At 63.5% G+C, this 25,220-nt stretch carries 21 protein-coding genes; 13 read left to right on the plus strand and 8 right to left on the minus strand.

From position 1 onward, the window contains the following. Window positions 1–11: 11 nt before the first annotated feature. Window positions 12–1,334 carry an argininosuccinate synthase gene (locus ABCN07_RS00955; RefSeq protein ID WP_293836738.1) on the plus strand — a complete coding sequence of 441 codons (1,323 nt, stop codon included), beginning with the start codon at window positions 12–14 and terminating at the stop codon, window positions 1,332–1,334. A 236-nt stretch (window positions 1,335–1,570) separates the two neighbouring features. On the opposite strand, the gene bilS is transcribed toward ABCN07_RS00955, so the two are convergent. From bilS to ABCN07_RS00980, 5 genes are all read right to left on the minus strand, one after another. Then, window positions 1,571–2,098 carry a flavodoxin family protein BilS gene (gene bilS / locus ABCN07_RS00960; RefSeq protein WP_343004994.1) on the minus strand — a complete coding sequence of 176 codons (528 nt, stop codon included), beginning with the start codon at window positions 2,096–2,098 and terminating at the stop codon, window positions 1,571–1,573. Window positions 2,099–2,323: 225 nt separating this feature from the next. Next, on the minus strand, window positions 2,324–3,010 hold the full coding sequence (gene pyrE / locus ABCN07_RS00965; protein ID WP_343004995.1) for an orotate phosphoribosyltransferase: 687 nt from the start codon (window positions 3,008–3,010) through the stop codon (window positions 2,324–2,326). A gap of 151 nt (window positions 3,011–3,161) precedes the next feature. Further along, entirely contained in the window at window positions 3,162–3,962 is an 801-nt protein-coding gene (locus ABCN07_RS00970; RefSeq protein WP_343004996.1) for an amino acid ABC transporter ATP-binding protein, read from the minus strand. Between the two features lie 9 nt (window positions 3,963–3,971). Continuing rightward, window positions 3,972–4,625 (minus strand): amino acid ABC transporter permease, encoded by a 654-nt coding sequence (locus ABCN07_RS00975; RefSeq protein WP_343004997.1) that lies wholly within the window; start codon window positions 4,623–4,625, stop codon window positions 3,972–3,974. 108 nt (window positions 4,626–4,733) lie between these two features. After that, complete coding sequence (locus ABCN07_RS00980) at window positions 4,734–5,606, minus strand: amino acid ABC transporter substrate-binding protein (RefSeq protein ID WP_343004998.1); 873 nt, start codon at window positions 5,604–5,606, stop codon at window positions 4,734–4,736. 220 nt (window positions 5,607–5,826) lie between these two features. On the opposite strand from ABCN07_RS00980, the gene ABCN07_RS00985 reads away from it, so the two are divergent. From ABCN07_RS00985 to ABCN07_RS01015, 7 genes are all read left to right on the plus strand, one after another. After that, window positions 5,827–6,606: a glycerate kinase gene (locus ABCN07_RS00985; RefSeq protein WP_343004999.1), complete on the plus strand. Its 780-nt coding sequence runs from the start codon at window positions 5,827–5,829 to the stop codon at window positions 6,604–6,606. A gap of 41 nt (window positions 6,607–6,647) precedes the next feature. Then, on the plus strand, window positions 6,648–6,992 hold the full coding sequence (locus ABCN07_RS00990) for a glycerate kinase (RefSeq protein WP_343005000.1): 345 nt from the start codon (window positions 6,648–6,650) through the stop codon (window positions 6,990–6,992). A 99-nt stretch (window positions 6,993–7,091) separates the two neighbouring features. Then, the gene (locus tag ABCN07_RS00995; protein ID WP_343005001.1) at window positions 7,092–8,378 is read left to right on the plus strand and encodes an NAD(P)-dependent oxidoreductase; all 1,287 of its coding nucleotides are present in this window, start codon (window positions 7,092–7,094) and stop codon (window positions 8,376–8,378) included. A gap of 343 nt (window positions 8,379–8,721) precedes the next feature. After that, window positions 8,722–9,609: an FAD binding domain-containing protein gene (locus ABCN07_RS01000; RefSeq protein ID WP_343005002.1), complete on the plus strand. Its 888-nt coding sequence runs from the start codon at window positions 8,722–8,724 to the stop codon at window positions 9,607–9,609. Further along, entirely contained in the window at window positions 9,609–10,148 is a 540-nt protein-coding gene (locus ABCN07_RS01005) for a 2Fe-2S iron-sulfur cluster-binding protein (protein WP_343005003.1), read from the plus strand. Before ABCN07_RS01000 ends, ABCN07_RS01005 begins: the two co-directional genes overlap by 1 nt. Beyond that, the gene (locus ABCN07_RS01010) at window positions 10,148–12,511 is read left to right on the plus strand and encodes a molybdopterin cofactor-binding domain-containing protein (RefSeq protein WP_343005004.1); all 2,364 of its coding nucleotides are present in this window, start codon (window positions 10,148–10,150) and stop codon (window positions 12,509–12,511) included. Before ABCN07_RS01005 ends, ABCN07_RS01010 begins: the two co-directional genes overlap by 1 nt. Before the next feature lie 632 nt (window positions 12,512–13,143). Continuing rightward, complete coding sequence (locus ABCN07_RS01015) at window positions 13,144–14,349, plus strand: aminotransferase class I/II-fold pyridoxal phosphate-dependent enzyme (RefSeq protein ID WP_343005005.1); 1,206 nt, start codon at window positions 13,144–13,146, stop codon at window positions 14,347–14,349. Between the two features lie 338 nt (window positions 14,350–14,687). On the opposite strand, the gene ppdK is transcribed toward ABCN07_RS01015, so the two are convergent. Further along, window positions 14,688–17,477, minus strand: a complete 2,790-nt coding sequence (gene ppdK / locus ABCN07_RS01020) for a pyruvate, phosphate dikinase (protein ID WP_343005164.1) — start codon at window positions 17,475–17,477, stop codon at window positions 14,688–14,690. Window positions 17,478–18,040: 563 nt separating this feature from the next. On the opposite strand from ppdK, the gene ABCN07_RS01025 reads away from it, so the two are divergent. The 5 genes from ABCN07_RS01025 to rsmI all read left to right on the plus strand — a co-directional run bounded on the left by ABCN07_RS01025 (window position 18,041) and on the right by rsmI (window position 24,127). Further along, the gene (locus tag ABCN07_RS01025) at window positions 18,041–18,523 is read left to right on the plus strand and encodes a MarR family transcriptional regulator (protein ID WP_343005006.1); all 483 of its coding nucleotides are present in this window, start codon (window positions 18,041–18,043) and stop codon (window positions 18,521–18,523) included. Beyond that, the gene (locus ABCN07_RS01030; protein WP_343005007.1) at window positions 18,516–20,246 is read left to right on the plus strand and encodes an ABC transporter ATP-binding protein; all 1,731 of its coding nucleotides are present in this window, start codon (window positions 18,516–18,518) and stop codon (window positions 20,244–20,246) included. Before ABCN07_RS01025 ends, ABCN07_RS01030 begins: the two co-directional genes overlap by 8 nt. Further along, window positions 20,246–22,096, plus strand: a complete 1,851-nt coding sequence (locus ABCN07_RS01035) for an ABC transporter ATP-binding protein (RefSeq protein WP_343005008.1) — start codon at window positions 20,246–20,248, stop codon at window positions 22,094–22,096. The genes ABCN07_RS01030 and ABCN07_RS01035 overlap by 1 nt, the downstream gene beginning before the upstream one ends. A 52-nt stretch (window positions 22,097–22,148) precedes the next feature. Continuing rightward, window positions 22,149–23,210 (plus strand): cellulase family glycosylhydrolase, encoded by a 1,062-nt coding sequence (locus ABCN07_RS01040; protein WP_343005009.1) that lies wholly within the window; start codon window positions 22,149–22,151, stop codon window positions 23,208–23,210. A gap of 83 nt (window positions 23,211–23,293) precedes the next feature. Beyond that, window positions 23,294–24,127, plus strand: a complete 834-nt coding sequence (gene rsmI, locus ABCN07_RS01045; RefSeq protein WP_343005165.1) for a 16S rRNA (cytidine(1402)-2'-O)-methyltransferase — start codon at window positions 23,294–23,296, stop codon at window positions 24,125–24,127. Window positions 24,128–24,199: 72 nt separating this feature from the next. Here rsmI and ABCN07_RS01050 read toward each other — a convergent pair whose 3' ends face one another. Further along, window positions 24,200–24,367: a hypothetical protein gene (locus tag ABCN07_RS01050; protein WP_343005010.1), complete on the minus strand. Its 168-nt coding sequence runs from the start codon at window positions 24,365–24,367 to the stop codon at window positions 24,200–24,202. A gap of 189 nt (window positions 24,368–24,556) precedes the next feature. After that, the gene (locus tag ABCN07_RS01055; RefSeq protein ID WP_293824657.1) at window positions 24,557–25,216 is read right to left on the minus strand and encodes an NAD-binding protein; all 660 of its coding nucleotides are present in this window, start codon (window positions 25,214–25,216) and stop codon (window positions 24,557–24,559) included. Between the last annotated feature and the right edge of the window lie 4 nt (window positions 25,217–25,220).

A 25,220-nucleotide genomic window follows, 5' to 3' on the forward strand; every position in this document is an offset into this window, starting at 1 on the left:
GGAGCATCTCTATGTCCGAAAAGGGTAAGGTCGTTCTCGCGTATTCCGGTGGCCTCGACACCTCGTGCCTTCTCAAGTATCTCCAGGATGAAGGCTACGACGTGGTCTCCTGCATCGCCGCCCTCGGCCAGCCGTCCGAGGAGCGCAAGGACATCGATGCCGTGAACGAGAAGGCCAAGATGCTCGGTGCCGTGGCCGCATATGACGTCGACATCCGTGACGAGTTCTGTGAGGACTTCGTCGCCAAGGCGATCTTCGCCAACGGCATGTACGAGAACAAGTATCCGCTGCTCTCCGCCCTGTCTCGTCCCGCCATCTGCCGTCACCTCGTGAAGGTGGCCCAGGCCGAGGGTGCCGTCGCCATCGCCCATGGTTGTACCGGCAAGGGCAACGACCAGGTGCGTTTCGAACTCGAGTGCAAGGCCCTCGACCCGACGCTCGACATCCTCGGTCCGGTCCGCAGCTGGGAGCTCACCACGCGCTCGAGCGAGATTGAGTACGCGCAGTCTCACGGCATCCCCGTTGACGCCACCAAGGAGAATCCGTACTCAATTGACGAGAACGTGTGGGGTCGTGCCATCGAGTGCGGTGTGCTCGAGGATCCGTGGAACTCCGCGCCCGACGGAGCCTGGTCGCTCACCGTCAACGCCGAGGACGCGCCTGACGAGGCCCGCGATGTCGTCATTGGCTTCGAGGCGGGTCTGCCCGTCTCCATCGACGGCCAGCGCATGAAGCTGTATGACCTCATCGCCGCGCTTAATGAGATCGTGGGCAGCCACGGCTTTGGTCGCATCGACATGATCGAGGACCGTCTCGTCGGCCTCAAGAGCCGCGAGTGCTATGAGCAGCCGGGCGCCCTGGCCATCATCATGGCCCACAAGCAGCTCGAGTCCCTGTGCCTGCCGGGCGACGTGCTCCACACCAAGCTTCAGCTCGAGCACGACTGGAGCCGTCAGGTCTACAACGGCCTTTGGTACTCGCCGCTCAAGGACGCGCTCGACGCCTTCTTCGCGAGCACCCAGAAGACCGTCAGTGGCGAGGTCCGTCTGCACCTCTACAAGGGCAACTGCACGGTCACCGGTTCTCGTGCCGATAGCTCGATGTATGACTTCGGTCTGGCTACCTACGATAAGGGCGACACCTTCGACCGTACTGCCGCCAAGGGCTTCATGGACCTCTTTGGTCTGCCCAACCGCGTCTGGGCCGAGCGTCGCATCGAGCGCGAGAAGGCCGCCGGCGTTGCCGCTGCCGCCCAGATCGCCGCGATGGGCGTGAAGGAGGCTGAGGCTGCCGGCACCGGCGAGGCCGGAGCTTCTGGCGCCAGCGCCAAGTAGGCAATCCCTTTCATACGGGATGCGCCCCGCTTCCAGAGGTTTGGAGGCGGGGCGCTTTGCGTTTGGGGTTGAGTTGCGTTTGCGGCTGGGTTGCGCTTGGGGCACGCCGCGTTTGCGGCTGGGTTGCGCTTGGGGCACGCTGCGTGTGGGCGCGCCGCTCGCATTTGGGGCACTTTGCGTATGGGGGCTCGCGTTTGGGGCGCGCCGCCTGCGTTGGCATTGCGCTGTTCGTGGGGCTAGATTAGGCCCGCATCGCGGAGGCTTGCCTCGAGCGCTCGAAGGTCATCATTGTCCGGATGGGTGCGGGCAACCTCGAAGTTCCTGATGAACATCTCCGCGCGCTTGGCCTCTGGACTATCTGGATCAGCATCGGCGAGCATCTTCTTGTAACGCCCAAGGACCGTCTCGGGCATCTTGCCCTGGCACATGAACGAGCCCACGAGGTCGCAGCTCGCGGCGAGGTCCCCACGCATACGCGCGAGTACGCCGTTGAAGTACTCAGCGGACTCGCCGAAGCCACAGGTGCCAAAGATGAACACGCGCTTGTGGGAGAGGCCGCGGACGAACTCCGCCACCTCCGAGGTCGAGGTGCCCTTATCCGTCCACGAACCAACGAAGACGATGTCCGCGTCTGCGGCGTTTGCGGGAGCCTGCTCGGGTGCGCCGAAATATACGCAACCGTCCTCTCCCATTAGCTTAGAGATTCGCTTTGCTATGAGCTCGGTGTTACCCGTCTTGCTCGAGAAGACGATGGAGTAGCTCATGGATACCTCCGAGACCGTGCGATGTGTGGCTGGGCGCGATAGCTGTGCGTGAGTGCGGCGGCATGCCGCCTGCTGCGTTGTCGCGTATGTTCGGTTATACCCGCGATTGAGCTAGCCATACGCCCGGCATGCGTGGCGGGCACAAAGAAGGCGGCCGCCCCGAAATCGAGACGGCCGTCATTTTGTCAGCGTTTACCGGCGGTTGCGGCGGGGTCCCTGCGGACCTTACTGCTCCTTGACGCCGTACTGCTCGTAGTAGGCGTCGATGTCGGCCTTGAGGGCGTCGTCGATGACGACCTTGCCCTCAATCTCATGGTTGTAGAGGGTCTCGACGACCTCGGCCATGGAAACGATGCTAGCGACGGGGAAGCCGTACTTGGCCTCGATCTCCTTCTGGGCGGTGGTCACGCCACCCTTGCCGACCTCCATGCGGTTGAGGGAGACGATGAGGCCCTTGATTTCGACGTCTGCGGCAGCCTTGACCTTGGGGTAGGTCTCATCGATGGACTTGCCGGAGGTGGTGACGTCCTCGACCATGATCACGCGGTCGCCGTCCTGCGGCTCGTAGCCGAGGAGGTTGCCCTTGTCGGCGCCGTGCTCCTTGGCCTCCTTGCGGTCGCAGCAGTACTTGACCTCCTTGCCGTAGAGCTCGTGGTAGGCGATGGCGGTCACGACGGCCAGGGGGATGCCCTTGTAGGCCGGCCCGAAGAGGACGTCGAAGTCATCGCCGAAGTTGTCGTGAATGGCCTGGGCGTAGTACTCGCCAAGGCGCTTGAGCTGGGAGCCGGTGACGTAGGCGCCGGCGTTCATGAAGAAGGGGGACTGACGGCCGCTCTTGAGCGTGAAGCTGCCGAACTTCAGGACGTCAGACTCGACCATGAACTTGATGAATTCGCTCTTGTATGCCTCCATGGGGCTCCCCTCGGGCGTGGTTTGCACATTCGCAACTAGGATAGAGCAAATTCCGCAGCGAAGAGTTGACAAAGGGAGTTGACAAAGGGACAGTCCCTTTGTCAACCTTTGTCAACCCGGACCAGAAAAAGGGACTGTCCCTTTTTCTGGTCTACTGCGTGTAGCGGGAGAGGAACTCGCGGGTGCGGGGGTGCTGGGGGTTTTCGAAGACCTGCTGGGGCGTACCCTCTTCGACGATGCTGCCGCCGTCCATGAAGACGACGCGGTCAGCGACCTCGCGCGCGAAGCTCATCTCGTGCGTCACGATCACCATGGTCATCTGCTCGGCGGCGAGGCCCTTGATGACGCGCAGCACTTCCGCGGTGAGCTCCGGGTCAAGCGCGCTCGTGGGTTCGTCGAAGAAGAGTACCTCGGGGTTCATGGCGAGGGCGCGCGCGATGCTCACGCGCTGCTGCTGGCCTCCGGAGAGCTGACAGGGAACCTTGTCCTCGTTGCCGGTGAGGCCCATCTTTGCGAGGAGCTCGCGCGCCTGCGCCTCGACCTCGTCTTTATTGCGGTGCTGCACGTGGATGGGGGCGTCCGTGACGTTGTGCAGAACGCTCATGTGCGGGAAGAGGTTGTAGGCTTGAAATACCAGGCCAAAGCGCTGGCGTGCGGCCTTGAGGACGGCCGCGTCGCCGTAGCGCGAGCATCCGCTCCCGTCATCCGCGGCGACCCTTACGTCTCCATAGGAAAGGCTTCCGCCGTCGAGCTTCTCGAGTAGCGTCATGCAGCGAAGCAGCGTCGACTTTCCGCCGCCGGACGCGCCGATGATGGCTACGACCTCTCCGCGATTGACCTCGAGCGTGATCCCCTTGAGCACCTCGGTGTCGCCAAATGACTTGCGCGCGCCCTCGATCGAGACGACTCGCTGGTTCGTTGCGCTGGTGTCTGTTGCGATGGTTTCAGGCATCGAAGCCTCCTAGTCGTGGTAGTAGTCGAGTTTCTTCTCGAGTACGCCGAGCGCGACCTCCACCAGGAAGTTGAACACCCAGTAGAAGAGCGCGGCGATGGCAAACGGCATCATGCTCACCTGAGACGCCACGAGCGCCTTGGCGGTGGAGAACATCTCGGCGACTCCGATGGAGAAGGCGAGCGAGGTGTCCTTTACGAGGGTGATGACCTCGTTTCCCATGGCAGGGAGGATGCGCTTGGCAACCTGGGGGAGGACGATGCGGAAGAACGTCTGGCCGTTCGAATAGCCGAGGACCTCGGCAGCCTCATACTGGCCACGCGGTATGGACTGGATGCCCGAGCGGTAGATCTCCGCGAAGTACGCGGCGTAGTTGATGATGAACGCCACGACGCAGGCATGCCATTTGGAGTCCGGCGTGAGTTGAATGCCGAAGACGTAATAAGGGGAGAAGTAGATCGCGAACATCTGCAGCATGAGCGGCGTTCCGCGTAACACGCTGATGAACGCCCGTGCGAGCAGCGCCAGCGGGCGCAGGCGGCTCATTCGGGCGAGCGCCACCGGTATGCCCAGGGGGATGGCTCCGATGAGCGTGAGCATAAAGAGCTTGAGCGACACGCCAAAGCCCTGTATCAGCATGCCCGTCATCGTTGCTATGTCCATGGTGCCTCCTGTGCCGTTCGCGCCGGCGGTGCCTGGGATGCGGCGCCGCCGGCGCATACCGGGTGTGTTGTGCGGTGTCTTGCGGAGCTCCGAGCGGGCGAGCCTTGGCTACTTGAGCTCCCAGTTCTCGTACGAGATGCCGTAACTCGTGTACTTCTCGCAGAGGTCCTTGACGAAGCCGTCCGCGTCCATGGCCTTAAGGGTCTCGGTGACCTTGTCGGCGAGGGCCTGGGAGCCCTTCTTGAAGCCCACGGCGTAGTTCTCGGTGGAGAGGTCCTCGTCGAGCTTGGTATAGGCGTCGGGCTTTGCGGAGAGCTGGTACTCGGCGATGGAGAGGTCACAGGCAACGGCGTCGACGGCGCCGGACTCGAGCTGCATGAAGGCGGTGTTGTAGTCACCGATGGTCTCGAGACCGGCGAACGACGCCGCGAGGTCCGCCTTGTCGCCCTGCAGTACCTCGAGGGCAGCGGAGTCGGTCTGGGTGATGACGTTCTTGCCCGCGAGATCGTCGAGGCTGGAGATGCCAGAGTCCTTCTTCACGACGACGACCTGGCCGTTCTTCATGTAGGGGGCGGAGAAGGTGTAGCCATCCTCGCGGCCCTCCATGGTGAAGCCGTTCCAGATGCAGGTGATCACGCCGGAGTTGAGCTGGGTGTCCTTGGCGTCCCAGTCGATTGGCTCGTACTCGACCTCCCAGCTGTTGCGGCGGCACACCTCGGCGGCGAGGTCGAGGTCGAAGCCGGTGAACTGACCGTCATCGCCGACGAAGCCGTAGGGCGGGTACTCCTGGTCGAAGCCGACGGTCAGCTTGGTGATGTTCGCGGAGTCGTCGGCGGCCTCTGCCGTGGCACTGGCTGCGGTGGCCGTCGTCGCGGAGCCGGAGCCAGCGCCACAGCCGACGAGGCCGAGGCCGCAGACGGCGGCGATGCCGCCCGCGAGGGAGAGGAACTGACGGCGAGAGATGGAGTCGTTGGTGCGCATGTGAGCCTCCTTGGGGTGCCGGGGACGCCGAGCGTCTGCATGACGCCTCGTGGCACTTTAGTCTGCTAAAGTTGCTGACAAGGACTTTAGCAGACTAAAGTGCGCGACACAACGCGTTCTTAGTAACGGTCGTGTTAACAGAAAGAGGTGCACAATGGTTGACAAAGGGACTGTCCCTTTGTCAACCATTGTGCCGCTGCCATAGGGAAAGGATCCTCCGGTGACCGAGCCTTCCATTCTCATTGCGTCTGACTCGTTCAAGGGCTCTGCGTCAAGCTTTCGAGTGGCTGAACTTATAGAACGGGGCATTCGCAGAGTTCTCCCACGGGCGGGCGTCAAGCGCCTGGCTATCGCTGACGGCGGGGAGGGCACGGTGGATGCCGTCATTGCGGCTCGAAATGGCGAGATCCGCGAAGTGGACGTTCTTGGCCCTCTCGGCGAACCCGTCCGTGCCCGCTACGGGCTCTTCGACCGAGACTGCGCCATCATCGAGATGGCGGAGGCGGCGGGAATCACGCTCGTGGAGCAGAATCGCTCGAACGCCCTGCTTGCCTCATCGTACGGCGTCGGCCAGCTCATAGGCGACGCCCTGGATGCTGGCGTCCGTCACATCTACGTCGGTCTCGGCGGATCTGCTACGAGCGGCGGCGGCTCCGGCATGGCCAAAGCCCTTGGGGTTCGCTTGCTCAATGCGAGCGGGGAGGATGTCGCTCCGGGGCTCGCCGGTCTCAGAGACCTCGCTCGCATCGATCTTGCGGGCCTCGACCCGAGGCTGGCGGATACGGAAATCGTTGCCATAACGGATGTCACGAACCCCCTGACGGGTCCGTCTGGCGCCGTCGCGGTGTATGGCCCCCAGAAGGGCATCGATGTCCGCGACGTGGGTGCCGCCGATTCCTGGATGCGCTCTTACGCGCGTATGCTCGAAGCCATATGCGGGCGTGACATCGACGCCGTGCCGGGAGCGGGCGCTGCCGGCACGGCGTCGGTGCGGCGCTAACGGCATTTTGCGGCGCGCGTGTCGAGCGCGGCATCGAGTTCGTGCTTGATGCCATCCATATTGACGAGGCTCTCGAAGGAGTTGACCTCGTTATCACTGGCGAGGGACACATGGACGCACAGTCCGCGTTTGGCAAGGCTCCCGTGGGCGTTGCTCGCCGTGCCAAGGCGAGGGGGATTCCCGTCGTGGCGGTTGTGGGTGGGCGCGCCGAGGACCTTGGCGAGGTCTATGAGAGTGGTATTGACCTCGTGGTCCCTGCTGTCATCGGGCCTTCGACGCTGGAGCAGTGCATGGCGGGCGCCGTGACGTTGTTACCCATCGCGGGGGAGTCCGTGGCGCGCGCGTTCTTGCTTGGAACCCGTGCGCGTCGTGTGGCGAGGCCTTGATTCACGCGTAGCCTCGATTAGTCATGGTAAAGTTGACCACGGATAAGTAGACAACCTAATCGAGTCGCATGATGCGACTCGAAGAAAGGGTGCGTGCCCGTGGCAATCCACATCATCGAAGAAGCGGACCGTTGTCTTCAGTGCAAGAACCCCATGTGTCAGAAGGGTTGCCCCGTCTCCACCAACATCCCCGTGGTCATTCGCCTGTTCAAGGACGGCAAGCTCAATGAGGCCGGAGCGATGCTCTTTGAGAATAACCCGCTCTCCATCGTGTGCTCCACGGTGTGCAATCACGAGGGCCAGTGCGAGGGCCATTGCATCCGTGCCCGCAAGGACACTCCCGTTCACTTCTCCGCCATCGAGAACTTCATCTCAGACCTCTATCTCGAGCGTATGCAGATCAAGCGCAAGCCTGCCAACGGTCGCTCGGTTGCCGTCATCGGAGCCGGACCAGCGGGCATCACGGTTGCCGTGAAGCTCGCTCATGAGGGCTACGGCGTCACGATTTTCGACTCGAAGGAGCGCATCGGCGGGGTCATGCGCTACGGCATCCCGGAGTTTCGCCTCCCGAGCTCCGTCCTCGATCGCTACGCGAAGCGCATGGCGGACATGGGCATCATGTTCCGCGCAAACACGACGATCGGCGGCGCCCTCGAGATTCGCGACCTCTTCCGTGACGGTTACGAGTGCGTCTTCGTGGGCACTGGCGTCTGGCGGCCGCGAACCCTCGGCATGCGTGGCGAGTCCCTCGCTAACGTGCACTTCTCGGTCGATTACCTCGCGGACCCGACGGCATTCGAGCTAGGCGAGACGGTCGCAATCATCGGCGTGGGAAACTCCGCGGTCGACGTCGCGCGCACGGCGCTTCGTCGCGGCGCTCGCCACGTGACTATGTACTCGCGCTCGAAGGAGGTCACCGCCAGCCCGGATGAACTCGCATATGCCGAGCTCGAAGGTGCCGAGGTCGCCTACGGCAGGGCAATCACGATGCTCACGGAGGACGGTCCCGTCTTCAAGCGCGCCATCTTTGACGAGGATGACAACGTCATCGGCTTCGACAACGACCTCGTCCAGTACGACGCGGACTCCACGATCATCTGCATCAGCCAGGGCCCAAAGAACAAGCTCATCCTCACGACGCCCGGCCTCGAGGGCGGGGAGCGGGGCCTACTCCTCACCGACGAGCGTGGCATGACCACGGTCGATGGCGTGTTTGCCGCGGGTGACGTGGTGACGGGCTCCAAGACCGTCGTTCATGCCGTCGAGGGCGCCAAGCGCGTCGCCGAGTCCATGCTCGAGTACCTCGACACCAAGGCCACCGCCGGCGAGGTCGAGAAGGAGCCGCTCGGCTATATCCACCACGTGCACGGCATCATGGACGTGTAGCGCGCAACCTTGCCCGCCGGCTCGCGGAGCGTTGGGAGACGGCGGGCAAGCGACTTTACGCCGGGCGACATGCGCCGGGTGACTCTACGTCGGGCGACATGCGCCGGGCGACCCGTGCCATCTCGCGACCCTCTCGCCAATCATCGGCGTTATGCGGGAGAAACTAGCACGCCATAATTGTATTTTTGCTGTTAAACGGCCCCGTCGCCTGGTCCTATCCTATAGGATTGACGAGTAAGGATAAGAGGGGGCCGTTCTCGCATGTTCGCGCGGCCCTACAGATGGGCGCCCTGCCCGGCGCGCTAATCGCCACGACGAGCGTCAGAGCATCCGAAGGAGAACCGTGCTCCAATTTAAGAACTATGCGCGTCCAGACACCGCAGAGGAGGCGTACGAGCTTCTCCGGAAGGGGCGCATGAATCGCGTCCTCGGCGGCGGGGTCTGGCTGCGCCTCCAAGACAGGCGAATCAGCACGATGATCGACCTGTCGAACCTCGGCCTCGACCAGATCGAGGAAACCCCCGACAGCTTCGTGATCGGCGCCATGGTGACGCTGCACGAGCTCGAGCGCCACGTCGCCTTCAATGAGGCCACTGGCAACGTCTTCCGCGATGCCGTCCAGGATGTGGTCGGCGTGCAGATGCGCAACTGCGCCACCGTCGGCGGCTCGGTCTTCGGCCGCTTTGGCTTCTCGGATGTCCTCACCTCGCTGCTCGCCCTCGATACGGAGGTCGAGCTCGTCGGTGCCGGCATCGTGAGCCTCGCCACCTTCGCCTCCATGCCCTACGAGCGCGACATCCTCACCCACGTGATCGTGCACAAGCATGACTACGCCGCCAATTTCCAGGCGCTCCGCAACTCCGCGACGGACTTCCCGGTCCTGAACGTCTGTGCCGCCGCCTGGGGAGGCGCCTGGCACGTCACCGTCGGTGCCCGTCCGTGTCGCGCCCGCCTCGTTGAGGGCGATCGCCTCGGCCTTCCGCTCGAGTTCACGGACGAGGAGCTTGATGCCTCTTGCGCCCGCCTCGCCGAGCTGCCGATGAGCGGTAACATGCGTGGCTCCGAGCGCTATCGCCGCCACCTCGCTCGCGAGCTTGGCCGTCGTGCCATTCGCGTCGCGGCAGGCCTCGACCCCATCCCCGCTTCTACCTTCACGCCTGCTCCGCGCGCCGTGTGTTCCGGAGACTTGCATGACGGTGACGCGCCCAAGATGGGGGAGGGTGACAACTAATGCTCGTAAGCTTCTTCATTAATGACGAGTACGTCTCCGTTGACGTGCGTCCCGACACGCGCCTGCTCGACTTCCTGCGCGAGCGCGGCTACAAGAGCGTCAAGTGCGGCTGTGAGACCACCAATTGCGGCCTCTGCACCGTCTGGCTCGACGAGACCCCGGTCCTTTCCTGCGCGGTCTACATGCCTCGCGTGAACGGTCGTCGCGTCACCACGCTCGAGGGCCTTCGCTCTGAGTCCGCCGAGTTCGCGCGTTGCATGATGGAGGAGGGCGCCGAGCAGTGCGGCTTCTGCTCTCCGGGCCTCGTCATGAACGTGCTGGCGCTCGATCGCGACCATCCTGACGCGGATGACGAGACAATCAGCCGCTACCTCTCCGGCAATCTCTGCCGATGCACGGGCTACGCGAGCCAGCTCCGCGCCGTTCGCCGCTTCCTTGCCCGTGACCGCGCGACGGGCATTGCCGCGCCCGCGAGCACGGAGGTCACCGGCGTCGCGCCCTCCGCAGACGCATCCGCGAACGAAGGGGAGGTGCGCTAATGGGAACCATCGGTGAGAGCGTCGTCTCTGACTCCCGCGCCGGCGAGCTTCGCCAGCTTTCGCACGCCGTTGTCAAGAAGGATGCGAAGGGCCTGCTCGAGGGTCGTGCCGTCTACACGAACGACCTTGCCCCGCGTGACTCCTACATCGTCAAGCTGCTGCGCTCGCCCCACGCGCACGCGCGCATCCGCTCCATCGACGCCTCGCGCGCCCGTCGAATCGACGGCATCGTCGCCATCTACACCTACGAGGACGTCCCCCAGGTGCGCTACACACTCGCCGGCCAGAGCTTCCGCGAGATGAGCCCGTACGACACGATGATCCTCGACCGCACCGTGCGCTACGTCGGCGACGAGGTTGCCATCGTGGTTGGCACGGACGAGCTCGCCATCAACGCCGCCATGCGCCTCATCAAGGTCGACTACGAGGTTCTCCCCGCCGTTCTCGACTTCAAGGAGGCGCTCGACAACCCCACGATCGTTCATGACGAGGACGACATCCGCGCCTATGTGCCCATGGGCGAGGACTTCAAGCGTAACCTCGTCTGCCACGAGGTCTCCGAGCACGGTGATCTCGAGCGCGCGTTCGAGGAGTCCGACGTCGTCATCGACCGCGTCTACGAGACCCAGGCGACCGAGCAGTCGATGATGGAGCCCTTTAGCTCCTATGCTTACACGGACGCCCAGGACCGCGTGTGCGTGGTCGCCTCCACGCAGGTGCCGTTCCACATCCGCCGTCAGGTCTCCATCGCGCTCCAGATTCCCAAGAGTCGCGTCCGCATCATCAAGCCCCGCGTCGGCGGTGGATTCGGCGCCAAGCAGACCGGCTGCAACGAGGTCTACTCCGCGTTCTGTGCCTATAAGCTCGGTCACCCATGCAAGTGCATCTACACGCGTGAGGAGACCATGGCGAGCGGCAACACTCGCCACAAGGTGCGCATGCGCGTCCGTCTCGGTGCCATGAACGACGGCACGATCACGGCCATCGACCTCTATGCGCTGTCTGACGCTGGCGCCTATGGCTATCACGCGCCCACGACCATCGGCCTCGTCGGTCACAAGTCGCTCCCGATCTACAACCACGTCCGTGCGAGCCGCTTCTCCTATGACGTCGTCTACACCAACACGACGCCCGGCGGCGCCTTCCGTGGCTACGGCGCCACGCAGGGCCAGTTCGCGGTCGAGAGCGCCGTCAACGAGATGGCGGACAAGCTCGGTATCGATCCATGCGAGATGCGCCTCGCCAATATCGTCCACGAGGGCGAGACCATGCCGCAGTACTACAACGAGAAGCTCGAGAGCTGCCGTCTCGATGACTGCCTGCGCCGCGCCATGGAGATGATTGACTGGAAGAACAAGCCGCTCGCCCGTGACCTGGGCGACCGCGTGCGCTCCCTGGGTGTCGCCCTCACCATGCAGGGCTCTGGCATCTCCAACATCGACATCGGATCTGTCGACCTGCGCCTCGAGGATGACGGCTTCTACGTACTCAACATGGGCGCGACCGACGTGGGCACTGGCGGCGACACGATCCTCGCCCAGTTCGCGGCAGAGGTCCTCGGTTGCAGCACCAACCGCATCGTGGTGAACGGCGTCGACACGGACACCTCACCTTTCGACTGCGGCTCCTACGCGAGCTCCGGCACGTACGTTACGGGTATGGCCGTCGTGAAGGCCGCGACCGAGCTGCGCGAGAAGATCCTCGAGCAAGCGGGCCGCGTCATGGGTGTCGAGCCGTCCGCGCTCGACCTCGACGGCGGCCGCATCTTCGTCGCCGATGACGATGACGAGGTCCTCACCGTCGGCGAGATCGCCTCGGGCAAAATGCGTGAGATGACCTTGGACGACCTCTCCGGCCGTCTCATTGGCTTTGGCCTCCAGCCGGGCTTCCTCTCGGCGCACGCGTCTAACTCCCAGCCCGTTTCGCCCCCGCCCTTCATGGCCGGCATTGCCGAGGTCGACGTCGACAAGGCCACGGGCAAGGTCACGGTGGTCGATTACGTTTCCGCCGTCGACTGCGGCACCGTCGCCAACGCGAACCTCGCGCGCGTTCAGGCCGAGGGCGGCATCGCGCAGGGTATCGGCATGGCCCTCACCGAGGACGTGCAGCGTGCTGCGGACGGTGGCCTTCGTACGAACAACTTCATGCAGTACAAGATTCCGTCGCGCCTTGACGTGCCCGAGATTCGCATCGACTTCTGCCCGAGCTATGAGCCCACGGGTCCGTTCGGCGCGAAGTCGATCGGCGAGGTCGTCATCAACACGCCGCTTGGCGCCATCGCGAGCGCCGTCGCGCATGCAACCGGCAATTACGTGCGCTCGCTTCCGATCACGCCCGAGAAGGCGCTATTCGGAGAAGAGTAACTGACGAGTCCCGGCGGGCCGCCTGGGGTGCTTCGCAAACGTCCTCGCGGGCGAGTATCTTGTGCTAAGCGAGGTGCTTCGCGCTGCGGAATGTTTGCTTCAGCACCCCAGGCGACCCTTTCGTGGACGGAGTCGCTGCGTTCCCGGCGCGCCTTTTCGGGCGCTCTCGGAAGGCTATTTGCGCTGGCTGCTTGGATTATGCAATCGCCCACTCTGTTGTTTGACGGAGTGGGCGATTGTTTCTATTCGGGTCGTCTAGCGGCTCACTTTTGTTTCGAGTGTCAACGGCTTTTAGCCTTGCGTTTTCCGCTTTGTTTCTGCAACAAAGACGCAACCAAGGAAAAACGTAGTGGTGGACCTGCGGATTTATAAAACTGCGCGCGACAATTTATTGGCGAGTCCGGCGTCATCTTCGGCGGATTCGGGACGTTCGTGGCCGAGCTCGTGGGCTTCATTGCAATCGCGACCTGGGCCGCCGTCTTCTCCTGGATTGTGTTCTCGATCGTTAAGAGGAACGCATGGCTTTGACGCCGTCCAGAGCATCGACGTGATGTAGGGTATACCTCGCCGGCCGCGGGCGCGGATGCGTCCCGCCCGCGGCCGGGCTTTCCATCTAGACGAAAGGACTTCTCATGAAGTATGACTTCACCAGTCACATAGAGCGTCACGGCATGGACGCGATCGCCGTCGACGGTCTTGGCACCGGGTTCGCCCCGGATGCTCCGGCCGAGGGCTTTGACGGCATCCCCATGTGGATCGCTGACATGAACTTCCCCACGGTGCCAACCGCCACCGAGGCGATTATCGAACGCGCCAAGCATCCTGCGTTTGGTTACTTCGCCCCGACCGATGACTACTTCAACTCCATCATCAGGTGGCACGAGACGCGTAACGGCGTCGAGGGCCTCACCAAGGAGTGCATCGGCTATGAGAACGGCGTCCTCGGCGGTGTTGTCTCCACCTTGGCCCCCTTCATGGAGCCTGGCGACAAGGTCCTTCTCCACAGCCCGACCTACATCGGTTTCACGATGAGCCTCAAGAACAACGGCTTCGACATCGTGCACTCGCCCCTCAAGATCGACGAGGACGGCGTCTGGCGCATGGACTTCGAGGACATGGAGAAGAAGCTCGCCGAGAACAACATCCACGCCGTCGTCTTCTGCTCTCCCCACAACCCCTGTGGCCGCGTCTGGGAGCGCTGGGAGGTCGAGCGCGCGATGGAGCTCTTCAAGAAGTACGATTGCGTCGTGGTCTCCGATGAGATCTGGAGCGACATCATCCTGCCGGGACACAAGCACGTGCCGACGCAGTCCGTCTCCGAGGACGCCCGCAACCGCACCGTCGCCCTCTACGCCCCGTCCAAGACCTTCAACCTCGCCGGCCTCGTGGGTTCCTACCACATCATCTACAACAAGTACCTGCGCGATCGCGTCTGCGCCCGCAGCTCGAAGTGCCACTACAACGACATGAACGTGCTGTCCATGCACGCGCTCGTGGGTGCCTACAAGCCCGAAGGATACGAGTGGCTTGACGAACTCATCCAGGTTCTCGGCGCCAACGTCGACTGGGCCTGCGATTACATCGACAAGCACTTCGACGGCGTCGCCGTTCAGAAGCCCGAGGGCACCTACATGCTGTTCGCCGACTGTAGCGAATGGTGCGAGAAGCACGGGCGAGACATCGAGTGGGTCGAGAAGGAGTGCTGGCGCGTCGGCGTCGACATCCAGGACGGTCGCATGTTCCATGGCCCCTGTCACCTGCGCATGAACCTTGCCCTGCCGCTTGACCGCGTTCAGGAGGCGTTCGCGCGCCTGGACAAGTACGTGTTCAACGCGTAGCCCGTCTTACGAGGGCGGTGTGAGGCCTTGGGCTGACTCCATCGAGCGAGACGTGATCATCTCGCGCGCCACCTGTGGACGAGGTGGCGCGACATCGCTGGCATGCCATGCCCACGGCATGCCAAAAGGGAACCACCCCGACACGGCGAGTCGCTTCGTGTCGGGGTGGTTCTTGCGTGCGGCAAGCGCGGGCGTGGGGGAGACGTTTAGCCTGCGTGGTGCGCTCGCCGCTCGCCCGGGGAGACCCGAACTCCCCGGATGGGCCCAGGGGTGGGATAGTCCCCTGAGATTGGGAGGGGCGTCAGGCCGACGAATGAGCCTGGCGCGCCGGATATTGGCTAGACCTGTTCGGCGAACGGCTGACGCTCACGGACGGGGGCGTAGGCCGGCGTCACGGGAACGTACGGACGAACCTTGCTGGCGAGCGTCGCCTGCGCGGCCGCGAGACGCGCGACCGGGACACGGTAGGGCGAGCAGCTCACGTAGTCGATGCCCAGGTCATAGAACGTGCGGATGGAATCCGGGTCACCGCCGTGCTCGCCGCAGACGCCGAGGGAGATGCCGGGCCTCTCGGAGCGGCCGAGCTCGCAACCCATGCCGACGAGCTTCGCGACGCCCTCGTCGATGGTCTCGAACGGGTTCCTCGGGATGACGTTGGACTCGAGGTAGGTCGGGAGGACCTTACCCTCGACATCGTCACGGGAGAAGCCGAGAGCGGTCTGCGTGAGGTCGTTCGTACCGAAGCTGAAGAAGTCCGCGTGGCGAGCGATGCGGTCTGCCATGACGGCGGCACGCGGGAGCTCGATCATCGTGCCAACGGGGATCTCGCCCAAGCGGACGCCGGTCTCGACCTCGACGTCGATGATGGCGCGCTCGACGATGGCGCGCATCTCTCGAATCTCGGCATTGAGGCAGACGAGGGGCACCATGATGTGCGGACGCGGGTTCTTGCCCTCGCGCTTCAGGCGCACCGTGGCGCGGGCGATGGCACGCGTCTGAAGGGCCGGGAGCTGCGGGAAGGCGAAGCCCAGGCGGCAGCCGCGGAGACCGAGCATGGGGTTGGCCTCCGCGAGGGAGTCGACGCGTGCGAGAAGCGCGCGCAGACGGGAAATCTCCTCGGCAGGGGCACCCTCGCACTCCATGCGGGTGAGGCGGACGGCCAGGTCGCGCGGGCTGTCGAGGAACTCGTGCAGGGGAGGATCGAGCAGGCGGATGGTCACGGACTTGCCGTCCATGACGGAGAGAATCTCGTAGAAGTCACCCTCCTGGGCGCGAGCGAGCTCGTCGGCGGCCTCCTGACGCTCCTCCTCTGTGTCGGAGAGGATGAAGCGCTGGATGATGCTCTTGCGGTCGCCGAGGAACATGTGTTCGGTGCGGGTCAGGCCGATGCCCTCGGCACCAAGCTCGAGGGAGAGGCGGGCGTCTGCCGGGTTGTCGGCATTGGCGCGAACGCCCATGCGGCGGACCCTGTCGGCCCAGTCGAGGACGGTCGCGAGGTCGCCCGTGGTGCTGGGACGCTCGAGCTCGACGGCGCCGAGCATGACCTCGCCCGTGGAGCCATCGATGGAGATGATGTCGCCCTCGTGAAGGACGACGTCAGAGTTGGCGACGGCGACCTCCTTGCGCTCCGCGTCGATACGCAGGGCGTCGGCACCGCAGACACAGGGCTTGCCCATGCCGCGGGCGATGACGGCCGCGTGGCTGGTCTTGCCGCCGTGGCTGGTGAGGATGCCCTTGGCGGCGGTCATGCCCGCGAGGTCGTCGGGCGTGGTCTCCCAACGGACGAGCACGCAGTCGTTGCCGGCCTCGCTCTCGGCCACGGCATCGGACGCGGAGAAGACGACCTTGCCCACGGCGGCACCGGGGCTCGCGTTGAGGCCGCGGGCGAAGACGTTGCGCGTGGCGTTCTTGGCGATCTGCGGGTGCATGAGCTGGTCGAGCTGGGAGGGGTTGATGCGCTGGAGCGCCTCCTCGCGGGTGATGACGCCTTCGCTGACGAGGTCCACGGCGATCTTGAGGGCTGCGGTGGCGGTGCGCTTGCCCACGCGGGTCTGCAGCATGTAGAGCTTGCCCTGCTCGATGGTGAACTCGATGTCCATCATGTCGCGGTAGTGCTGCTCGAGGATGCCGAAGATGTTCTCAAGCTGCTCGCCGGCGGCTTCGAGACCGGGGGTGTGGCGCAGCGTCTCGATGGGCTCGGTGTTGCGGATGCCGGCCACGACGTCCTCGCCCTGGGCGTTCACGAGGTAGTCGCCGTAGAACTCGCGCTCACCGGTGGCGGGGTTGCGGGTGAAGGCGACGCCGGAGGCGCTGGTCTCACCCTTGTTGCCGAAGGCCATGACCTGAACATTGACGGCGGTGCCGAGGTCGTTGGGGATGTTGTTCTGTCTGCGGTAGAGGCGTGCGCGGTCGGACTCCCAGGAGCCGAAGACGGCAGCTACGGCAAGACGGAGCTGGATGGTGGGGTCCTGCGGGAACTGGGCGGAACCATCCTCGCCGGCGAGCTCGGGGTGCTCCTCGAGGCTTACGTTCTCGGCGAAGATGCGCTTGAACTCGCCGGCGAGGGCGCGGAGGTCCTCGGCGGAGAGCTCGGTGTCAGTGGCGACCCCGGCGGTCTCGCGGGCGGCGGAGATCGCGTGCTCGAAGAGATCGGAGTCGATGCCCATGACTACGTTCGAGAACATCTGGATGAAGCGGCGGTAGCTGTCCCAGGCGAAGCGATCGTTGTTGGTCTGCTGGGCGAGGCCGAGAACGGACTCGTCATTGAGGCCGAGGTCAAGCACGGTGTCCATCATGCCGGGCATCGAGAAGGGGGCACCGGAGCGGACGGAGACGAGCAGCGGGTCCTCGGCGTCGCCAAGGCGCTTGCCGCAACGACGCTCAAGATCCTCGCGGGCCGCGGCGATGCCGTCGAGCACGCCCTCGGGCCAGGTGTTGCCGCCGTTGGCGTATTCCATGCAGGTCTGGCAGGTAATCGTGAAGCCAGGAGGAACCGGAAGGCCGATACGGGCCATCTCGGCGAGGTTTGCACCCTTGCCGCCGAGGGTGAAGTTGTCGTGCGCGGTTCCCTCGGTGACGTCAGCGCCGTTCTCATCAAGGCCAAACCTGTAGATGCGCTTCTCCATGATCCTCCCCTGTATTGAGGTTGGGCGGCACCAATTGCCGCCGTCGTCTCGACGCCCATCTGAGGCGTCGACTAGGGAGAGGATATCGCGTCCAAGCGTGAGCAAATGACTACGAATCCGCATACATATAGTCTTCGCAAATGACTATCGATAAGTGAACAACTAAAATCGAGCAGCGGTCTTGCGCTTTGTTACCCAACCACTCGCGGTGAGATACCTGCCGCTCGCGACAAATCAAGAGACTCAGGGAGCATCTGGGAGACCTCGCGACCGGCCATTGCGCCTGATGCTCGACTGGCGTGCGGTTGGCGTGCAGCGGGCACGCGGTGGCATTGCGTTGGGCACGTGGTGGGCTTGCGGTGGTCACGCAGTGGGCACGTGGTGGGCGCGGGCGTCTCGCTCTTGCTGCACCTGGCGTGCTGCGGACGTGCGAATTGACGCACATAGTGGCTTGGGCGCCTCGATTGTTTCGTGGCTGATAACTTCGTTGACATATCAAGCATCGACGCTATTCTCTTGATTCGTCAATTATTGATAAGTCAAGCATTATCAAGAGGCGGAGTTTAATGGGGGAAGATAAATATGCGGTTGGCGAGGGTTACTCCCTGGTTGACGCGCACATGGCTCTTTTGAGGGCGTTTCAGGCACAAAAGGCGCTGTTGAGGCCGTATGGGTCATCGCTTGGCCTTGCCTGCGGCCAACCCCGAGTCATCTCGTATCTGGCGGTTCACGAACGCGCCACCCAGCGAGAGATGGCATCGTTCTTTGGCATGGACCCAGCTGCCGTTTCGCGCATGCTCGATGCTCTCGAGAAGGGCGGCTTTGTCACTGTCGAGGCAAATCCAGGAGACCGGCGCACGAAGCGCCTCAAGCTCACCGATGCCGGTCGGGCGTTGGTGAAGCCGTGGGAGGAGCGCTGCGCCGAAATAGACGAGGCCATGCTTGATGGGTTTACTGATGAGGAACGCGAGTCTTTCATTGGATATCTCGAGCGTGCGAGGAAGAACATGGTGGCGCGTCGCGCCGAGGAGGCGGGCGTCCGTGAGTGACCTCAAAATCATCTTTCGCTATTTCGGTCCGTATAAGCGCGACTTCATTCTGGCTGCCATCTGCATGGTCTTCGAGGGTACGCTCGAGCTCCTGATTCCCTACCTTACGGCGGGCCTTATCGACCAGGGCATCGTTGCGGGGGACATGAGCCACGTCTGGATTACTGGTGGCCAGATGCTCGCTTGCGGCATAGTCGCCATGGGCTTTGGCATGGCGTTCGCCCGCTGCAGCGCTCGAGCGGCAATGGGTCTCGGCGCCAATCTCCGCGACGCTCAGTTCGAGGCGGTCCAGCGCTATTCGTTCGAGAACCTCGACCACTTTGACACGTCGTCTCTCGTGACGCGCATGACGACGGACGTCACCGTCATCCAGAACGCCTTCATGAACGGTTTCAGGCCCATGATGCGCGGACCCGTCATGTTTACGGCAGGCCTCATCCTCGCCAGCATGCTTTCGGTACGTCTCGCCTGCGTCTTCTTCGTCATGCTTCCGCTGCTTGCCGTCGCCCTCGTTCTCATCGTCCGCCGGGTGGCACCGCTTTACGGCGTTCTCCAGGATGTTATGGACCAGCTGAACGACGTCGTTCAAGAGAGCGTCACGGCCATCCGCGCGGTTAAGGCGTTCGTGCGTGACGAGTGGGTCGGGGATCGCTTCGGGGCGGTCAACGGGGACCTCGCTGCCACTTCGACGAAGACCTTCGGCACTGCCGTCTTCAACCTCCCGCTTTTTCAGGCAACCATGTATACGAGTGACATCCTCATCCTGGCCTTGGGCGGCACGATGATCATGGCGGGCGAGCTGAAGGTCGGTGAGCTCACGGGGTTCATGAGCTACGTTCTTCAAGTCACGAACTCCCTCATGATGATCTCGAACGTCTTCCTGCTCATGACGCGTGCGCTTACGAGCGCTCACCGCGTGGGCGAGGTCCTGCGCGAACAGCCTACGATCGCGAGCCCGGAGAACGCGATCGCGGAGGTTCCGAATGGCTCCATCGAGCTGCGTCATGCGAGCTTCAAGTACAACGCCGATGCTTCCGCTGACGTCCTTCATGACATCACGCTCTCGTTCCCTGCGGGTTCGACGGCCGGCGTCCTTGGCGGCACGGGGTCGGGCAAGAGCTCTCTCGTCCAGTTGCTTCCGCGCCTGTATGACGTGACGGATGGTGCCGTTCTTATCGGCGGTCATGACGTGCGCGAGTATGACGTCGCCGCGCTGCGAGAGAGCGTGGGCATCGCGCTTCAGCGTCCCGTGCTCTTTTCCGGTACGGTGCGCGAGAACCTTCTCTGGGGCCGTTCGGACGCTACGGACGAGGAGCTGCTGGAGGCATGCCATGTCGCTGCCGTTGACGAGTTCCTTGACCGAATCGGTGGGCTTGATGCCGACCTCGGCCAGGGAGGCGATAACGTCAGCGGAGGCCAACGCCAGCGACTCTGCATCGCCAGGGCGCTTGTGAGGCGCCCGCGTGTCTTGATTCTCGATGACTCGACGAGTGCAGTCGATATGGCGACTGATGCCCGCATCAGGGAGGGGCTGCGCGGCCTCACCGACGTCACGAAGGTCATCATCGCCCAGCGCATCGCGTCCGTGAACGATGCGGACCAGGTCGTGATCCTTGATGACGGTCGCGTCCATGCCGTGGGCACGCCTGCGGAATTGCTTGCGACTGACCCAATCTACCAAGAGCTTTATCACACGCAGGTTGCTGAGGGGGATGAGGAGTAATGGCCGTCTATTCAACGAAGGGTGGCTCCTCGAAGCCAAAGAACCTTGGCAGCACGGTGCGCAGGCTGCTCGAGTACATGGGTGCGGCTCGCATGAAGCTCCTGCTTGTTGGCGTCCTTGCAAGTACGTGTGCCCTCTGCCAGCTTGCGGGCACCTATATGATCAAGCCCGTGGTGAACTGCCTGACCACCCAGGATGTCGACGGCTTCAAGGCTGGCGTCGTGCTGGCGGCGGTCATTTACGTGGTCGGCGCGCTCTCCGCGCTCGGCTATACGCAGACGATGGTGAGGGCAGCGCAGCGCGTCGTCTTCGACATCCGCCGCGACCTGTTCGCGCATCTGCAGACGCTTCCGCTCAGCTATTTCGACCGTACCCGCACGGGTGACGTCATGAGCTTCTTCACGAACGACGTTGACACGGTCTCCGAGGCGCTCAATAACAGCTTCGCGAATGTGATCCAGGCGGCCATCCAGGCCTTTGGCACATTGGTTCTGCTGTTCGTTCTCGATTGGCGCCTCACGTTGGTAACTGTCGCGTTTGACGTGATGCTCGTCGTGTACGTGCGTCTCGCCGGCAAGCGCAGCTCGGCATATTTCAAGTCTATGCAAGGAACGCTCGGACATCTCGATGGCTACGTCCAGGAGATGTGCGCTGGTCAGAAGGTCGTCCAGGCGTATACGCATGAGGAGGCTTCTCTCGAGGGCTTCCGCGAGCATAACGAACAGCTTCGCGAACAGGGCACGGCTGCTCAGACCTACGCTGCGACCATGGTGCCCATCACGGTTGCCATGACCTACACCAACTACGCCGTGGTGGCGGTCATGGGGTCCTTCCTCGCCGCGAGGGGCCTCACGGATATGGGCAGCCTCGCGAGCTACCTCGTGTTTGTTCGTCAGGCGGCTATGCCTTTCAACCAGGTGACCCAGCTCGGCAACTTCCTTCTCGGCGCTCTGGCCGGTGCGGAGCGCCTCTTCTCCGCCATGGACATCGAGCCCGAGGTGGATGAGGGCAAGGTCACCCTCGAGCACCTCGAGGCGAAGGAGGATGCTCCGGAGCGTGCCGCCGCCGGGGCGAGTGGCTGGGCCTGGCGTAAAGAGAACGGCATCCAGGTGCCCCTTGCGGGAGACGTCCGCTTCCATGACGTTACCTTTGGGTACGAGCCGGGCCAAACCGTTCTCAAGGACCTCTCGCTGTTCGCGAAGCCCGGCCAGAAGATTGCCTTCGTTGGGTCCACGGGCGCCGGAAAGACCACGATCACGAACCTCATCAACCGCTTCTATGACGTTCAGGCTGGTTCCATCACATATGACGGCATAGACGTTCGCGACATCGAGAAGGCGAGTCTCCGCTCGAGCCTCGGCATCGTGCTCCAGGACACGCATCTCTTCTGCGGAACCGTTGCCGACAACATCAGGTTCGGCAAGCTCGACGCCACGGACGAGGAGGTCAGGGCCGCTGCTCGCACCGCGAACGCGGACGGCTTCATCAACCGCCTGCCCAAGGGCTACGACACGCTCGTGACCGCAGACGGCGCCAACCTCTCTGCCGGCCAGCGCCAGCTTCTGGCGATTGCCCGAGCGGCCGTGGCCGACCCGCCTGTCCTCATTCTCGATGAGGCGACAAGCTCGGTCGATACGCGCACCGAGGCCCTCATCGAACGTGGCATGGACGCCCTCATGGCGGGGCGCACCGTCTTCGTGATTGCCCACAGGCTTTCCACCGTCCGCAATGCCAACGCAATTATGGTGTTGGAACAGGGAAGGATTGTTGAACGAGGCACCCATGATGAGCTCCTCGCGCAACACGGCGAGTACTGGCAGCTGTACCATGGAATGAGAGAGCTGAGTTAGGCGGGCGTAGCCTGCCACGCGCTGTCGCGCGGTCGAGGAGGGGCGGGCAAAGTTGCTCAAGGCACGCAAGAGGGATGTCGAGAATCGTCGTCTTCGCGGTGTCAACCTGTCGGGTTGGCTCGTCCTCGAGCCTTGGGTGACGCCGTCCCTCTTCGCTGGTACGGGCGCATTTTGCGAGGCCGAGCTTGCCAGTGTTATGGAGGACTCGCGCTACGCTGAGCTTCTCGAGCGTCACCGCTCGGCGTTCATCGACGAGGGAGACTTCGCCCGAATTGCCTCGCGTGGCTATGACGCGGTCAGGCTTCAGGTTCCTTGGTACGTCTTCGGCGAGGCGGGGCCCATGCCCGGCCCCTCCGAGGGCTGCCTGGACTACGTTGATCGTGCATTTGACTGGGCTGAGGCAGCTGGCATCGAGGTCCTCCTCGATGTCGCCGTCGTGCCTGGCACGGATTCCGCCTCGCCCGCGAGCTTCTTCGGCGATGTCGCCTCCTTCCGCCGCGCGGTTATCGATGTCGCCGCGGCGCTCGCATCACGTTACGCGGAGCGTGAGAACTTCCTTGGCATCGAGCCAATCGGCGCGATAAAAGGCCGCTCGCGTCGTGGGTTGTCCGTTGTTGAGGGAGTGCCGCCGCACCTTCTCCGCAACTTCTATCGCGATGCATACGAGGCGGTCCGCGAAGCTGCTGGAACGCGACCGATTTTCGTCGTGAATGACGCTGGATTGCCGGATGCGTGGCGAGCCTTCATGTCGCCCGCGCGCTATGAAAACGTGTGGCTGGATAGCCATGTGTTCCATTATTCGGACTCTATGAACGCAGCTGGTCCCACGGGCGTTCGTCGTCTCGTGAAGGATACGGAGCAGTATCTCGCTCGCACAAAGAAGAGTGGCCTGCCTGTTATGGTGGGTGAGTGGTCGAGTGCGTTGCCGCTGGCGGATGCTGGCATGACGCCGGAGGGTCGCATCGCGCTCGAGCGCGTATTTACGGCAGGACAGATGAGCGCCTTCTCTGGCTGTGTCGGATGGTTCTTCCAGACCTGGAAGACCGAGGGCAGGCTTTCGAGCTGGGACGCCCGTGTGGCGCTTTCGAGCTTCGAGCACGGAATGCTTGAGTAATGGGGGAACGCGTGAACGATAACGAGACGACGTTCGCGAGGGATGCTGGCGTTGAGCAGGCGCGTCTGGCGCAGCCCGGCGGCATGCTGTCGCTTGTTGGCACGCCGATCGGCAACCTGTCTGACGCCTCGCCCCGAGTGATTGATACGCTTCGCTCCGCCGATGTCCTTCTGTGCGAGGACACGCGCGTGACCTCGAAGCTCCTTGCTCGCTTCGAGATTCGCGTGCCGCTTGAGAGGTGCGACGAGAACGTCATCGCCAACCGAGTGGAAGGCGTGCTCGCACGTGTCGCCTCCGGTTCGCGTGTCGCCTTCGTAAGCGATGCCGGCATGCCTGGCGTGTCCGATCCCGGCCAACGCCTGGTCGACGCCGCTCTCGATGAGGGACTCCCCGTCGAGGTGATTCCGGGACCCAGCGCCGTGACCTGCGCCCTTGTTGCTAGCGGTCTAGGCATGGACCATTTCTTCTTCGAGGGATTCCTGCCGAGAAAGGCGGGGGAGCGTTCGAGGCGTCTGACTGAGCTCGCGCCGATTCCCGGCGCGCTCGTGTTTTACGAGAGTCCCCATCGTGTGGTGGCGACGCTCGACTCCATTGCCGAGGCCTTCCCGGAGCGTCGCGTGGCTCTCGTGCGCGAGCTCACGAAGCTTCACGAGGAATGCGTGCGCGACCTTTCTGGCGAGCTCGCACGACGCGTTCGTGAACGTGGTGAGGTGCGAGGGGAGTGCGTCGTCGTCGTGGAGGGCCCGAGTGCGGAGGAGCTCTCTTGCCTGCGCGCAGCCTGCGCTTCTGGTCCTGCCACCCTGGAGGAGGCCGTCGCCGAGGGGCTTGAGGCCGGAGAACCCAAGAGTGCCCTGGCAAAGCGCCTGGCCAAGCAGTTTGGCATCCCAAAATCCGAGGTCTACGACAAACTCGTTTAACCCCGCATGGCTGCAAAAGGAAACCTGCAAAAGGGACAGTCCCTTTTGCAGGTTTCTTGATGTTGGTCTGGGTTACCCGCGCTTCGAGCCCTGACGGCGGATGCCGCCCTTGTGGCCGCAGGCTTTGTTCGGGCCTATGCCCGCGCTGCGCGCGGGCCCGCCAAAGGCCTGGCGCCCAAGCTGCTGCTTTGGCGGCAGGGGCATATCGTAGTGGCGCTTGGCGCCGCTGGGCTTCGTCATCGCTGGTCTCCTTCGCATTCCGACCCGCTTACGGTAGCGTCTTTCCATCGTGATTCCAAGCGCGCCCGGCACCGTCGTCGTTGCCAGCCGCGCCCATCTTCCTCACAAAAATACCGCCGAGGCCAGCCCGTGGCTGGTCCCGGCGGTCATGCGCCAAGCAATGGTGCGGGGCCTATCGAAGATCTTGCCTTACTGCAGCGAGTGGCTCAGGAAGTCCCTGCCCTGCTCGCTCGCGAAGGCGACCACGCGGTCACCGGCGCTAAACGCGGTGTCACCGTTGGGGATGAGGATGTTGCCCTCGTGCTCAAGCGCGACAAAGACCAGGCCATCGGGGATCTGGAGCTCGGCAATCGACTTACCCACCATCGCGGAGCGCGGGCGAACCTCGCCCTGGACGATCTCGTGACCATCCTTGCCGAGGCGCATGATAGTGAAGACGTCCTCCATGTCGAGGCCCTCTTCGACGGACTTCGTGATGATGTCCGCCTGGTCAACGGCGATGTCGACGCCCATGGACTCATCGAACATCCAGGCATTTGCCGGGTTGTTCACGCGGGCGACGACGCGATTCACGCCGTACTCCATCTTGGCGAGCATCGCGACCACGAGGTTGACCTCGTCATCGCCCGTTACGGCAATAATGACGTCGGCCTGGAGCACGCCGGCCTCTTCGAGGACATCCGGGCTCGAACCCATGCCCCTCACAACGGAACCCTCGGGCAGCTTCTCCTCGAGGCGCTGCGCAACGGCCTTCCTCGACTCGACGATGCGAACGTTGTAACCGCGGTTGCCCAGCAGAGTGGCGAGGTAGGAACCAACCTTGCCGCCGCCGACAATGATGATGTTCATACAG

This window comes from Collinsella sp. 1033st1_E11_1033SCRN_220408 (assembly GCF_039062465.1).
In the GTDB taxonomy this organism is placed as follows: domain Bacteria; phylum Actinomycetota; class Coriobacteriia; order Coriobacteriales; family Atopobiaceae; genus Parolsenella.